Source organism: Kitasatospora sp. NPDC058478 (genome assembly GCF_042720345.1).
GTDB lineage: Bacteria > Actinomycetota > Actinomycetes > Streptomycetales > Streptomycetaceae > Kitasatospora.
Window position 1 is genome coordinate 22,305 of record NZ_JBHXML010000034.1, and the last position, 13,766, is coordinate 36,070.

Consider the following 13,766-nt stretch of genomic DNA (forward strand, 5'->3'; position numbering starts at 1 on the left):
GCGGTCGGCCGGTGCATGTCACCGATCGCCCGGTAAAGGCTTGCAATCGGCCCCCGCCACGCCATGATGTCCGAATGGTTGAAGAACTGATCACCTCCGACGCCACCACCCCGCGCCGCGTCGCCGACGGTTACGTCCGGGCCCTGGCCGAACTCGACCCGCTGACCGCGGTCTACCTGGGGTTCAGCCCCGAGGACGACCGGCTGCCCGACCTCTCGCCGGCCGGCGCCGAGGCGATCGCCGACCTCGGCCGCCGCACCCTGGCGGCCCTCGCCGAGGCCGAACGCTCCGACGCCGCGCAGGACGAGGCGGAGCGCCGCTGCGCCCGGCTGCTGCGCGAGCGGCTGACCGCCGCACTCGCCGTCCACGAGGCCGGGGAGAACTTCCGCGCGGTGCGCAACCTGGGCTCCCCGGTGCACGAGGTCCGGGACGTCTTCACCCTGATGGGGACGGACACCGAGGCCGAGTGGCAGGTGGTCGGCCGCCGGCTGGCCCGCGTCCCGCTCGCGCTGGCGCAGTACCGGGAGACGCTGGCCGCCGGCATCGAGCGCGGCCTGCTGTCCGGCCCGCGCCAGGTGGCCACCGTGGTCGGGCAGCTCGGCGAGTGGCTGGAGGGGGACGTGCCCGGCGGCTGGTTCGGCGCGTTCGTCCAGGGCGCGCCGGAGGGCCTGCGCGCCGAGCTGTCCGGGCCCGCGCTGGCCGCCGGGGAGGCGCTGGCCGCCCTGCGCGACTGGCTGCGCGACGTCTACGGCCCGGCCGCCGCCGACACCCCCGACACCACCGGCCGCGAGCGCTACCGCCGCTTCGTCCGCTTCTGGACCGGCTCCGACCTGGACCTGGACGAGGCCTACGCATGGGCCTGGGGCGAGTTCCGCGACCTGCTCGCGCAGATGGAGGCCGAGGCCGAGAAGGTCCGCCCCGGCGCCGGCCCGATGGCGGCGATGAAGTGGCTGGAGGCGGACGGCCCGGCCGTGGAGGGCGCCGAGGCCACCCGGGTGTACCTCCAGGAGCTGATGGACCAGGCGGTCCGGGACCTCCAGGGCACCCACTTCGACCTGGCCGAGCCGATCACCCGGGTCGAGTCGAGGATCGCCCCGCCCGGCAGTGCGGCCGCGCCGTACTACAGCGCGCCCTCGCTGGACTTCAGCCGCCCCGGGCGGACCTGGCTGCCGGCGCTCGGCCGGGAGCGCTTCCCGGTCTGGGACCTGGTCTCCACCTGGTACCACGAGGGCGTCCCGGGCCACCACCTGCAGCTCGCGCAGTGGAACTACGTCGCGGACCGGCTCTCCACCTACCAGGTCAGCCTGGGCGGGGTGAGCGCCAACCTGGAGGGCTGGGCGCTGTACGCCGAGCGCCTGATGGACGAGCTCGGCTACCTCACCGACCCGGGCCACCGCCTCGGCTACCTCAACGCGCAGATGATGCGCGCGCTGCGGGTGATCGTCGACATCGGCATGCACGCGGGCCTGGACTTCCCGGCCGACTCCCCGTACCTGCCGGGCGAGCCGGTGAGTCCGGAGGCGGCCCGGGAGTTCTTCGGCCGGTACTGCGGCCTGACCCCCGACTACCTGGACAGCGAGCTGGTCCGCTACCTGGGCATGCCCGGCCAGGCGATCGGCTACAAGCTGGGCGAGCGCGCCTGGCTGCGCGGCCGGGCGGCGGCGCGGGCGGCGCACGAGGCGCGCGGCGAGGAGTTCGACCTCAAGGCCTGGCACATGGCGGCGCTCTCGCAGGGCTCGCTGGGGCTGGACGACCTGGTCGAGGAGCTGTCCGCACTGTAGGTCGGCCGCCGGCCCCGGGCCTCGTCCGCGAGTCCCGGGGCCGCTGGTCCTTTGGCCCGAAAAGGTCGATTTGGTGAGGTTTTTCCTTGCCATCCGTCCGTGCGGGAGCTTCGCTTGAAGGCGACTGCGTGACTTCCCCGACTGCGTGACCCCTCCGTACCCCTCCGGAAGGCTGACCAGTGTCTGCGCGAACCGCCACCGGTCATGAGAACGCGGACAGCCGCCGCTGGTGGGCGCTGGCGGTCATCGCCGTCGCCCAGCTCATGATCGTCCTCGACGTCACCATCGTGAACATCGCGCTGCCGTCGGCCCAGCGGGACCTGGGCATCTCCGACGCCGACCGGCAATGGGTGATCACCGCCTACACGCTCGCCTTCGGCGGCCTGCTGCTGCTCGGCGGACGGCTGGGCGACCTCTTCGGCCGCAAACGCGTCTTCACCGTCGGCCTGCTGGGTTTCGCCGCCGCCTCCGCCCTCGGCGGCTCGGCGGACGGCCCGGCCATGCTCTTCGGTGCCCGCGCCCTCCAGGGCGGGTTCAGCGCCCTGCTCGCCCCCTCGGCCCTGGGACTGCTCTCCACCACCTTCACGGACCCCAGGGAGCGCAGTACGGCCTTCGGCGTCTTCGGCGCGATCGCCGCCGGCGGCTCCGCCCTCGGCCTGATCCTGGGCGGGCTGCTGACCGAGTACCTGGACTGGCGCTGGTGCCTGTTCGTCAACGTCCCGATCGCCGCCGCCGCGGCCCTCGCGGCCACCTGCCTCCTGGAGCGCGACCACGCCGCCGGGGGGCGCCGGGTCCGGCTCGACCTGCCCGGCGCGCTGCTCGGCTGCGGCGGCCTGCTGGCGATCGTCTTCGGCACCTCCGAGGCCGTCACCCGGACCTGGGGCGACGGGCTGGTGCTCGGCTCGCTGGCCCTCGGCCTGGTGCTGCTCGCGGTGTTCGTCCTGGTCGAGAGGCGCACCGCGCACCCGCTGCTGCCGCTGCACATCGTCGCCGACCGCAACCGCGGCGGGGCCGCCCTCTCGGTCGGCCTGGCCATGATCGGCATGTTCGGCCTGTTCCTCTTCCTCACCTACTACCTCCAGGTCATCAAGCACTTCTCGCCGGTGCTGTCGGGCGTCTCCTTCCTGCCCATGACGGCCGCCATCGTGCTCAGCTCGACCGGCTTCGCGGCCCGGCTGATGACCAGGGTGCCGACCCGGAACCTGGTCTGCCCCGGGCTGCTGCTCGCCGCGGCCGGCATGGCCTGGCTGACCCGGATGACGGTGGACAGCCCATGGGCCGGCACGGTACTGCCCGCCGAGCTGCTGCTCGGCTCCGGCATGGGCCTGGTCTTCATGCCGTCGATGAACCTGGCCACCCTCGGGGTCTCCCCGCGCGAGGCGGGCGCGGCCTCGGCCACCATCAACTCGGCCCAGCAGGTGGGTGGTTCGTTCGGCACGGCGTTGCTGAACACGGTCGCGGCCAGTGCCACCGCGTCGTTCCTGGCGACCCGGATCGCCTCGTCGCCGGCGGTGCGGGCCCAGGCCACGGTGCACGGCTACGTGGTCGCGAACTGGGTGTCGACGGGCGTCCTGCTGCTGGCCGCGCTGATCGCCTTCCGGGTGATCGACCACCGGCCGGCGCCCGCCGTGACGACCGTCGCCCCGGTCGAGGCGCAGGCGGGGGCCCACCCGGCCGTCCCGGCAGAGCCCCGACGAGAACCCTGAAATTTTCAGCAAGACCTTGCAGTCAACCTCCGGCGCCTGCTTGACTCCTGGCCACCGTCCAGGGACCGAGGAGGCGCCGTCGTGCTGCCCGAGTTCGACCTGCTCGTCGTCGGCGGCTCCGGCGTCGACACCATCGTCCGGGTGGACCGGCTGGAGGTCCCGCCCGGCGACTCGCTGTTCGTCGGACCCGTCCGCGACTACGTCGGCCACACCGGCAACGGCGTCGCCCTCGGCGCCCACCGCCTCGGCCTGCGCACCGCCTTCCTGGACTTCCTCGGCGACGACCCGCAGGGCGCCCTGGTCCGCGCCTCCTACGAGCACCACGGCCTGCACTTCGCGCACCTGGTGAGCCCGCACGGCACCCCGCGCGGGGTCAACCTGGTGGACGCCGCCGGCCGCCGGTTCTCCTTCTTCGACGGCCGCCACCCCGCCGACCTGCGGCTGCCGCCCGAGTTCTACCTGCCGTACGCGCGGCGCAGCCGGCACGTCCACCTCTCCATCACCGGCGTCAACCGGGACATGTACGCCGACCTCCACCGGCTCGGCCGCACCACCTCCACCGACCTGCACGACTGGGACGGCAGCAACCCGCACCACCGCGACTACGCGCTCGGCTCGGACCTGGTGTTCCTCTCGGTGGCCGGCTGCCGCGGCCGGCACGAGCAGGTGATGCGCGCGATCCTCGCCGAGGGCCGCGCCGGTGTCGTCACCGCCACCGCGGGCGCCGACGGCTGCTACCTGCTCACCCGGGACGACGACGAGGTGCGCCACCTGCCGGCCGTCGACCCGGGCCGCCCGGTGGTGGACACCAACGGCGCCGGGGACGCCTTCGTCGCGGGCTTCCTCGCCTCCTGGTTCCGGGGCCGCCCGCCGCTGGAGTGCGCCCGGGCCGGCTCGGTCGCCGGTGCCTTCACCTGCACCGTCGCCGGGACGCACACCGCCTTCATCGGGGCCGAGGAACTGGGGAGCGCGCTGGACCGCTTACGCGCCGACGGGTGAGCTTTTTCTCATGGATATCCCAGCCACCGGTAACGACCTTTCCAGGCTGAAGCGGCATAGTCGTTGATCGCACGCAGCCCCCGGGAAGCCGTCGATCACTGGCAGGAGAGACAGACATGGGTCAGCACAGCCGCCCGACGTCGCGCCGCCGCCGCAGCCTTCTGGGGCCGACCCTGTTCACCGCGCTCTCGGCGGTGGTGGTGGCCGCCGTGGTCACCGGCACGCACGGGCTGAGCCTGTCCGACGCGACGGCCGCCGGGAAGGCGGCCCGCAGCTCCCGGGCCGCCGTCGCGCCGGCCGCGACCGCGCCCGCGTCCGAGGCGCCCGCCGCACCCGCACCGGTCGACGCCCCCGCTCCGACCGACAGCCCCTCCGCCGCCCCGACGGACGGCCCGACCGGCAGTGCGAGCGCCGGCGCGAGCGCCGACCCGGGCAGCGCCCCGGCGGCCACCCCGACGCCCTCCGCGCCGGCCACCCCCGACACCCGCGACACCCGCGGCGTCGTCCTCGGCACCACCGCCACCGCCGCCGCCACCCCCGAAGCGGCCACCGTGGGCGCGCTGTTCAGCGGCGCCGCGGCGGCCGGCAACCACTTCTGCACCGCCAGCGTGCTGCACAGTCCCGGCGGCAACCTGCTGCTGACCGCCGCGCACTGCCTCGGCAGCGCCGGCGGCGTCACCTTCGTCCCCGGCTACCGGGACGGCTCCGCCCCGTACGGCAGCTGGCAGGTCACCGCGGTCCACACCACCACCGGCTGGTCCCAGAAGGGCGACCAGGACGAGGACTTCGCCATCCTGGAGACGGCCCCGAACAACGGCCGCAACGTCGAGGACGTGGTCGGCGGCAACCGGCTCGGCGCCGACGAGCCCTTCGGCGCCACCGTCCGCCTCTACGGCTACCCCGGCGACGCCGAGGAGCCCATCCTGTGCACCAACACCACCGGCCGGCAGAGCACCTACCAGCGCGTCATCGACTGCCCCGCCTACCCGTCCGGCACCAGCGGCGGCCCCTGGATCAACGTCGCCACCGGCGACGTGGTCGGCGCCATCGGCGGCTACCAGCAGGGCGGCGACAGCGACGACGTGTCCTACAGCGCCTACTTCGACCACACCATCGCCGGGCTGGTCTCCCAGGTCGAGGGCGCCTCGTCCTGAGCCCGGCCGGGCCCGCAGCGCGCGCCGCCGACCGGGCCCGGACATGACGAAGGCCCAGATCCGTGGATCAACTCCACTGATCTGGGCCTCAGTTGCACTTCTTGCGAAGTGCCCCCGGTAGGATTCGAACCTACGCACCCGCCTCCGGAGGGCGGTGCTCTATCCCCTGAGCTACGGGGGCCTGCTCGATGTCGTCGGCGTTTCGGCCTCCGACGTGAAGAACACTACCAGGCTCGGGGCGTGGTCCGTGCACGGGTTTGCGGCAGGGGTGCCGGCGCGGGTGCGGGGTGCGCCGGCGGCGGGCGGCGGGGGTGGTGGAAGTGCCCAAAGGCCGGACGGGGCGGCGGGGGCGCCGATATCCTCGGTGAGGTGTCGGGAGTGTCCGGGCGGGTCCTCGTGGTGGACGACAGCGAGGTGATCCGCCAGCTGATCAGGGTCAACCTGGAGCTTGAGGGCTTCGAGGTGGTGACCGCCGCCGACGGCGCCGAGTGCCTGGAGGTGGTCCGCCGGGTGAAGCCGGACGTGGTGACGCTGGACGTGATGATGCCGCGCCTGGACGGCCTGCGGACGGCGGCCCGGCTGCGCGCGACCCCGGGGACCAGCCGGCTGCCGATCGCGATCGTGAGCGCCTGTACCCCGGCCGATCTGGACCTGGGGGAGGCCGTCGGGGTGGACGGCTACCTCGGCAAGCCCTTCGACCCGGCCGATCTGGTGGCGCTGGTGCGGCGGCTGATGACCCTGGGCGGACAGCCGAGCGGGTTTCGCCCTGAGCGAACAGAGCGGACGGATCGAGGCTGACACCGCTGACGGGAGCGCCCGCGGGCGTCCCGACCGGCAAACCGGGTGGCGGGCGGGTACCCCGTCTCGCCTACGCTTGGCGTCGTGACACCCGCAGAGCTTTCCCAGGCAGTCCAGGCCGCAGTGAGCACCGCCGTCGAGGCGGGCGAGCTGACCGTCGCCGTGCCCGAGCACGTGACGGTCGAGCGACCCAAGAACAGGGACCACGGCGACTACGCGATCAACGTGGCCCTCCAGCTCGCCAAGGCGGCCGGCCGCCCGCCGCGAGCCGTGGCGGAACTGCTGGCCGACCGCCTGCGAGGGATCACCGGCGTCGCCAAGGTCGACATCGCCGGGCCGGGCTTCCTGAACATCACCATGGACGCCGCGACCCAGGGCGCGCTGGCGCGCACCATCGTCGAGACGGGCGAGGCCTACGGGCGCAACGAGGCGCTCAAGGGCCTGAAGATCAACCTGGAGTTCGTCTCCGCCAACCCGACCGGCCCGATCCACATCGGCGGCGTCCGCTGGGCCGCCGTCGGCGACTCGCTGGCGCGCGTGCTGCGGGCCAGCGGCGCCGACGTCACCACCGAGTACTACCTGAACGACGCCGGCGTGCAGATCTCCAAGTTCGCCGGCTCGCTGAAGGCCGCCGCGAACGGTCAGCCTGTCCCCGCCGACGGCTACGTGGGCGAGTACATTGGCGACATCGCCAAGGCCATCACCGACGGCGTCCCGGGCGTGCTCGACCTGCCCGACGCCGAGCAGCTGGAGGCCTTCCGCGCCGAGGGCCTCAAGCTCATGGTGGCCGAGATCCAGCGCTCGATGCAGGAGTTCGGCACCCACTTCGACGTCTGGTTCTCGGAGAAGTCGCTGCACGACTCCGGCGCGGTCGAGAAGGCCATGGACCGGCTGCGCGAGCAGGGCCACGTCTTCGAGCAGGACGGCGCGGTCTTCCTGCGCACCACCGACTTCGGCGACGACAAGGACCGCGTCCTGGTCAAGGCCGACGGCGAGACCACCTACTTCGCCGCCGACGCCGCGTACTACCTGTCGAAGCGGGACCGCGGTGCCGAGGTCTCCGTCTACATGCTGGGCGCCGACCACCACGGCTACGTCAACCGGCTGAAGGCCATCGTGGCCTGCGCGGGCGACGACATGGACCGCAACATCGAGGTCAAGATCGGCCAGTTCGTGAAGATGCTTCGCGACGGCGAAGAGGTCCGCATGTCCAAGCGGGCCGGCAACATCATCACGATCGACGACGTGATCGAGTGGATCGGCGTGGACGCCGCCCGCTACACCCTGACGCGGTCCCCCACGGACTCCACCATCACGCTCGACATCAACGTGCTGACCAGCCAGTCCAACGAGAACCCGGTCTACTACGTCCAGTACGCGCACACCCGGATGTGCGGTGTGGCCCGCAAGGCCGCGCAGCTCGGTGTCGACAAGGGCGCGGCGCAGGACTTCAAGCCCGAGCTGCTCGCCACCGTGTGGGAGAACGACATCCTCGGTGCCCTCGGCGAGTTCCCGCGGATCCTGGCCACGGCCGGCGAGCTGCGCGAGCCGCACCGGGTCGCCCGCTACCTGGAGGACCTGGCGGGCAAGTACCACCGCCTGTACGAGAACTGCATGTTCCTGCCCAAGGGCGACGAGGAGCTCACGGACACGCACCGCGCCCGGCTCTGGCTGGTCGAGGCCACGCGAACGGTGATGGCCAACGGCCTGACGCTCCTGGGCGTCACGGCGCCCGAGCGGATGTAGGCACCACCCCCAAGTGCGCAGCGGGGGCGGCTGACGGTCAACGGAGACCGTCGCCGCCCCTCGCCATAGGTCAAGGAAGCAGGACATGTCTCGCTCCGCACACCCCGCAGGCCCCCGTCACGGTGACGTGCTGCCCGAGGGCCACTACTCCGCCCCGCCGGCCGACCTGAACGCGCTCGACCCCAAGGTCTGGTCGTGCACCGTCGCCCGCGACGCCGAGGGCGTGGCCACCGTCGGCGGGATCGACGTCAAGTCCCTGGCGGCCGAGTTCGGCACGCCGGCCTACGTGCTCGACGAGGACGACTTCCGGGCCCGGGCGCGGGCCTGGCGCGACGCCTTCGGCACCGAGGCGGACGTCTTCTACGCCGGCAAGGCGTTCCTCTCCAAGGCGATCGTGCGCTGGCTGCACGAGGAGGGCCTGAACCTCGACGTGTGCAGCTCCGGCGAGCTGACGGTGGCGCTGGCCGCCGGGATGCCGCCGCAGCGGATCGCGCTGCACGGCAACAACAAGACGGCGGACGAGCTCGAACACGCGGTGAAGACCGGCGTCGGGCGCATCGTGGTCGACTCCTACGAGGAGATCGAGCGGCTGGCCGCCATCACGGCCCGCCAGGGCGTCCGCCAGCAGGTGCTGATCCGGATCACCGTCGGCGTCGAGGCGCACACCCACGAGTTCATCGCCACGGCGCACGAGGACCAGAAGTTCGGGTTGTCGCTGGGCAACGGGTCCGCGGCCGAGGCGGTGCGCCGGGTGCTCGGGCACGAGGGCCTGGAGCTGCGCGGCATCCACTCGCACATCGGCTCGCAGATCTTCGACACCGCCGGTTTCGAGGTGGCCGCCCGCCGGGTGGTCGGCCTGCTGGCCGAGATCCGCGACGAGCACGGCGTCGAGCTGCCCGAGATCGACCTGGGCGGCGGCCTGGGCATCGCGTACACCAGCGAGGACGACCCGCGCGAGCCGGCCGAGATCGCGGCCGCGCTGGCCGACATCGTGCGCCGCGAGTGCGCCGCCGCGAACCTGGACACCCCCCGGCTGAGCGTGGAGCCGGGCCGGGCGATCGTCGGCCCGACGGCGTTCACGCTGTACGAGGTCGGCACCGTCAAGCCGCTGGAGGGCCTGCGCACCTACGTCAGCGTGGACGGCGGGATGTCCGACAACATCCGGACCGCGCTGTACGACGCCGAGTACTCGGTGGCCCTGGTGTCGCGCCGCAGCGACGCCGAGCCGATGCTGGTGCGGGTGGTCGGCAAGCACTGCGAGTCCGGCGACATCGTGGTCCGGGACGCCTTCCTGCCGGCCGACCTGGCCCCGGGCGACCTGGTCGCGGTGCCCGCCACCGGCGCGTACTGCCGCTCGATGGCGAGCAATTACAACCACGCCCTGAAGCCTCCCGTGCTGGCCGTCAAGGACGGTGCCGCGCGGGTGATCGTCCGGCGCGAGACGGAGGAGGATCTCCTGCGTCTCGATATCGGATGACGAAATCCTTGTCTCAGATCATGGAACGACCGTAGATCCGTGCGGGAAGTCCCCGAGACTGGTACGGACCGAAGTTCCCGGCGGCCCCCAGAATCCCGCCGGAATTACCGAAGCACGAAGAATGCAGAGCGGAGTCGGATGATGCGTACGCGCCCGCTGAAGGTGGCGTTGCTGGGTTGTGGTGTGGTGGGCTCCGAGGTGGCGCGCATCATGACGACGACGGCCGACGACCTCGCCGCGCGCATCGGTGCCCCGGTCGAGCTCGCCGGGATCGCGGTCCGCCGGGCCGGCCGGGTGCGTCCGGGCGTGCCCGAGCACCTGATCACCACCGACGCCGAGGCCCTGGTCAATCGGGGCGACATCGACGTGGTGGTCGAGGTCGTCGGCGGCATCGAGCCGTCCAAACACCTCATCCTGTCGGCGTTCGAGCGGGGCGCCTCGGTGGTCAGCGCCAACAAGGCGCTGCTCGCCAAGGACGGCACCGAGCTGCACGCCGCGGCCGCCGGGGCCGGGGTGGACCTGTACTACGAGGCCGCGGTGGCGGGCGCGATCCCGCTGCTGCGCCCGCTGCGCGAGTCCCTCGCGGGGGACAAGGTCAACCGGGTGCTGGGCATCGTCAACGGCACCACCAACTTCATCCTCGACAAGATGGACACCACCGGCGCCGGCTACTCGGAGGCGCTGGAGGAGGCCACCGCGCTGGGCTACGCCGAGGCCGACCCGACGGCCGACGTCGAGGGCTTCGACGCCGCCGCCAAGGCCGCGATCCTGGCCGGCATCGCCTTCCACACCAAGGTCACCGCGGCGGACGTCTACCGCGAGGGCATCACCGAGGTGACCGCCGCCGACATCGCCTCCGCCAAGGAGATGGGCTGCGTGGTCAAGCTGCTCGCGATCTGCGAGCGGGCGGCGGACGGCGAGTCCGTCACCGCGCGGGTCCACCCGGCGATGATCCCGCTGTCGCACCCGCTGGCCTCCGTCCGCGAGGCGTACAACGCGGTGTTCGTCGAGGCCGAGGCGGCCGGCCGGCTGATGTTCTACGGCCCGGGCGCGGGCGGCTCGCCGACCGCCTCCGCGGTGCTCGGCGACCTGGTCGCGGTCTGTCGCAACAAGCTGGCCGGCGCCACCGGTCCCGGTGACTCGGTGTACACGCAGCTGCCCGCCAAGCCGATGGACGAGGTGGTCACCCGCTACCACGTCAGCCTGGACGTGGACGACCGTGCGGGCGTCCTCGCCCAGGTCGCGTCCGTCTTCGCGGAGCACGGCGTCTCCATCGACACCGTGCGCCAGCAGGGCCGCGACGGCGACGCCTCGCTCGTCGTGGTCACTCACCGTGCCACCGACGCCGCGCTGTCGGCGACGGTCGACAAGCTCCGCGCGCTGGACAGCGTGCGGGACGTGGCCAGCATCATGCGGGTCGAAGGGGAGTAAGGAACAGCCATGAACGCCGTTGCCGAGAACGTCGTCCGAGGCGCGCACACCCACCAGTGGCGCGGCCTGATCGAGGAGTACCGGGACCGCCTGCCGGTCACCGCGGCCACCCCGGTGGTCACCCTGCTGGAGGGCGGCACGCCGCTGGTCCCCGCCCAGGTGCTGTCCGAGCGCACCGGCTGCGAGGTCTACCTCAAGGTCGAGGGCGCCAACCCGACGGGCTCCTTCAAGGACCGCGGGATGACGATGGCCATCTCCAAGGCCAAGGAGGAGGGGGCGCAGGCCGTCATCTGCGCCTCCACCGGCAACACCTCGGCCTCCGCCGCCGCGTACGCGGTGCGGGCCGGGATGGTCTGCGCGGTGCTCGTCCCGCAGGGCAAGATCGCCCTCGGCAAGATGGGCCAGGCGCTGGTGCACGGCGCCAAGATCCTCCAGGTGGACGGGAACTTCGACGACTGCCTCACCCTCGCGCGTGAACTGTCCGAGAAGTACCCGGTGGCGCTGGTCAACTCGGTGAACCCGGTGCGGATCGAGGGTCAGAAGACCGCGGCCTTCGAGATCGTCGACATGCTCGGCGACGCCCCGGACATCCACGTCCTGCCGGTCGGCAACGCGGGCAACATCACCGCGTACTGGAAGGGCTACCGCGAGTACTCCGCCGACGGCCTGGCCACGCGCACCCCGCGGATGTGGGGCTTCCAGGCCTCCGGCTCGGCCCCGATCGTGGACGGCGCGCCGGTGCTCAAGCCGCAGACCATCGCCACCGCGATCCGGATCGGCAACCCGGCCTCCTGGGACTTCGCGCTCGCCGCGCGGGACGAGTCGGGCGGCCTCATCGACAAGGTGACGGATCGTCAGATCCTGTCCGCCTACCGGCTGTTGGCCGCGCAGGAGGGCGTCTTCGTGGAGCCCGCCTCGGCCGCCTCGGTGGCCGGCCTGCTGGCCAAGGCGGAGGCCGGCCTGGTCGACCCGGGCCAGCGCATCGTCTGCACCGTGACCGGCAACGGCCTCAAGGACCCGGACTGGGCGGTGGCCGGCGCACCGCAGCCGCAGATCGTCCCGATCGACCCGGAGGCGGCGGCGCAGCGCCTGGGCCTGCTGGACTGACCTGCCGTCGGGCCCCGCGGGCGCCCGACGCCTCGACGGGCCGACCCTTTCGGGGGTCGGCCCGTCGATGTTCTCCGGTGACACTTTTGTGTCAATTACGCCGCGCATTCCGATCCGATTCCGGTACGCATTCCGGCCAGAAGCGGCAACACACCAGATCGGAGGACCACGGGGTGTACCACTGGGGAACCTCTCTTCGATACTCTGGGTTCGGCCGTGTGGCACATGCCCCGGGTCCGGCCTTCTCCAGGCCGCGCCAACGACCGTGACCGCCCGCCCCGCCGGGGCCTGCGGTCCATTCCCCGCCTTCGCACCGACGACGCGATCCGCGCCGCCCGATTTCCCCAGGAGAGTCCACCGCATGGCCGGTCCCGCGTTCCGTGCCGCCGCCGTCCGGGTCCGGGTTCCCGCGACCAGCGCCAACCTCGGCCCGGGCTTCGACGCCTTCGGCCTCGCGCTGGGCCTGTACGACGACGTGGTCGTCCGGGTCGCCGACTCCGGGCTCTCCATCGACATCGCCGGCGAGGGCGCCGAGACGCTGCCCCGCGACGAGCGCCACCTGCTGGTCCGCTCGATGCGCGCCGCCTTCGACCGCCTCGGCGGCCAGCCGCGCGGCCTCGAAGTGGTCTGTGCCAACCGGATACCGCACGGCCGTGGCCTCGGCTCCTCCTCGGCCGCGATCTGCGCCGGCATCGTGGCCGCCCGCGCGGTCACCATCGGCGGCCCGTCCGCGCTGGACGACGACGCGCTGCTGGCCCTCGCCTCCGAGCTGGAGGGCCACCCCGACAACGTCGCGGCCTGCCTGCGCGGCAACTTCACCATCGCCTGGACGGACGAGGAGTCGGCCAAGGCGGTCAGCCTGGAGCCCTCCGACCAGGTCGTCCCGGTGGTGTTCGTCCCCGCCGACGAGGTGCTCACCGAGACCGCCCGCGGCCTGCTGCCGAAGACCGTCCCGCTGACCGACGCCGCCGTCAACGCCGGCCGCGCCGCGCTGCTGGTCGAGGCGCTGACCAGGCGGCCCGAGCTGCTGCTCGCCGCCACCGAGGACCGCCTGCACCAGGACTACCGCTCCTCCGCCATGCCCGACAGCGCCGCCCTGGTGGGCGCGCTGCGCGCGGAGGGCGTCCCCGCGGTGATCTCCGGGGCCGGCCCGACCGTCCTCGCGCTCACCGACGAGGCGGGCGCCGACAAGGTGCTCTCCTTCGCCGGGCACCACGGCCACGGCGGCGACCCGGCGTTCGCCGCGCACCGCCTGGAGCTCGACCGGATCGGGGCCACCGTGCTCCCGCTGGACGGCTGAACGGCCCGTCCGGGCTGCTCGTCCGGCCCGGTCCGGCCACCTGCCGAGCCGGGCCGTCCGGACACGATTGGCAAGCGCAAGGCTGGGGAATGTCTGAGGGGGTCGGTAGTGTTAACCTCATTGCTGCACCAGGTGCCCTCCGGGGCTCGGTGCGCCGCGTCCCGATCCCAGCACTCCACTGCCGTGGAGTCGCGGCGATGCACGGGGCGACGATTCTCCGGGAGCCCACCGCAGCGCGTACGCAGCCTGCCTGCGCGACACGCGGCC

General features: G+C 72.8%; 10 protein-coding genes and 1 tRNA gene. 10 read left to right on the forward strand and 1 reads right to left on the reverse strand.

All coding sequences use genetic code 11. The annotated features are described in order from the left end of the window. The first annotated feature begins 74 nt into the window (after window positions 1-74). The 4 genes from ACFWPT_RS20090 to ACFWPT_RS20105 all read left to right on the forward strand — a co-directional run bounded on the left by ACFWPT_RS20090 (window position 75) and on the right by ACFWPT_RS20105 (window position 5,640). Window positions 75-1,781, forward strand: a complete 1,707-nt coding sequence (locus ACFWPT_RS20090) for a DUF885 domain-containing protein (protein WP_380483179.1) — start codon at window positions 75-77, stop codon at window positions 1,779-1,781. Between the two features lie 179 nt (window positions 1,782-1,960). Next, window positions 1,961-3,487, forward strand: a complete 1,527-nt coding sequence (locus ACFWPT_RS20095; RefSeq protein WP_380483181.1) for an MFS transporter — start codon at window positions 1,961-1,963, stop codon at window positions 3,485-3,487. An 81-nt stretch (window positions 3,488-3,568) separates the two neighbouring features. After that, a complete protein-coding gene (locus ACFWPT_RS20100; protein ID WP_380336769.1) occupies window positions 3,569-4,486 on the forward strand; it encodes a carbohydrate kinase family protein in 918 nt (305 codons plus the stop codon). Between the two features lie 116 nt (window positions 4,487-4,602). Next, a complete protein-coding gene (locus ACFWPT_RS20105) occupies window positions 4,603-5,640 on the forward strand; it encodes a trypsin-like serine peptidase (protein WP_380483183.1) in 1,038 nt (345 codons plus the stop codon). Between the two features lie 109 nt (window positions 5,641-5,749). Here the strand turns inward: ACFWPT_RS20105 and ACFWPT_RS20110 are convergent. Then, window positions 5,750-5,821, reverse strand: a tRNA-Arg gene (locus ACFWPT_RS20110). A gap of 197 nt (window positions 5,822-6,018) precedes the next feature. Here ACFWPT_RS20110 and ACFWPT_RS20115 point away from each other — a divergent pair. The 6 genes from ACFWPT_RS20115 to thrB all read left to right on the forward strand — a co-directional run bounded on the left by ACFWPT_RS20115 (window position 6,019) and on the right by thrB (window position 13,499). Continuing rightward, complete coding sequence (locus tag ACFWPT_RS20115; RefSeq protein WP_063347820.1) at window positions 6,019-6,438, forward strand: PleD family two-component system response regulator; 420 nt, start codon at window positions 6,019-6,021, stop codon at window positions 6,436-6,438. 84 nt (window positions 6,439-6,522) lie between these two features. Continuing rightward, window positions 6,523-8,184 (forward strand): arginine--tRNA ligase, encoded by a 1,662-nt coding sequence (gene argS, locus ACFWPT_RS20120; RefSeq protein ID WP_380483184.1) that lies wholly within the window; start codon window positions 6,523-6,525, stop codon window positions 8,182-8,184. A gap of 85 nt (window positions 8,185-8,269) precedes the next feature. Next, a complete protein-coding gene (lysA, locus tag ACFWPT_RS20125) occupies window positions 8,270-9,661 on the forward strand; it encodes a diaminopimelate decarboxylase (RefSeq protein ID WP_380423241.1) in 1,392 nt (463 codons plus the stop codon). A 138-nt stretch (window positions 9,662-9,799) separates the two neighbouring features. Continuing rightward, entirely contained in the window at window positions 9,800-11,092 is a 1,293-nt protein-coding gene (locus tag ACFWPT_RS20130) for a homoserine dehydrogenase (RefSeq protein ID WP_363371883.1), read from the forward strand. Window positions 11,093-11,101: 9 nt separating this feature from the next. Further along, the gene (thrC, locus tag ACFWPT_RS20135; RefSeq protein WP_063347816.1) at window positions 11,102-12,199 is read left to right on the forward strand and encodes a threonine synthase; all 1,098 of its coding nucleotides are present in this window, start codon (window positions 11,102-11,104) and stop codon (window positions 12,197-12,199) included. 361 nt (window positions 12,200-12,560) lie between these two features. After that, on the forward strand, window positions 12,561-13,499 hold the full coding sequence (thrB, locus tag ACFWPT_RS20140) for a homoserine kinase (protein WP_063347815.1): 939 nt from the start codon (window positions 12,561-12,563) through the stop codon (window positions 13,497-13,499). Window positions 13,500-13,766: the final 267 nt, after the last annotated feature.

Bases quoted from the DNA above. Each gene is read 5' to 3' on its own strand.
- ACFWPT_RS20130 (WP_363371883.1), top strand. From the start codon at position 9,800: ATGATGCGTACGCGCCCGCTGAAGGTGGCGTTGCTGGGTTGTGGTGTG.
- ACFWPT_RS20105 (WP_380483183.1), top strand. From the start codon at position 4,603: ATGGGTCAGCACAGCCGCCCGACGTCGCGCCGCCGCCGCAGCCTTCTG.
- thrC (WP_063347816.1), top strand. From the start codon at position 11,102: ATGAACGCCGTTGCCGAGAACGTCGTCCGAGGCGCGCACACCCACCAG.
- ACFWPT_RS20090 (WP_380483179.1), top strand. From the start codon at position 75: ATGGTTGAAGAACTGATCACCTCCGACGCCACCACCCCGCGCCGCGTC.
- lysA (WP_380423241.1), top strand. From the start codon at position 8,270: ATGTCTCGCTCCGCACACCCCGCAGGCCCCCGTCACGGTGACGTGCTG.
- thrB (WP_063347815.1), top strand. From the start codon at position 12,561: ATGGCCGGTCCCGCGTTCCGTGCCGCCGCCGTCCGGGTCCGGGTTCCC.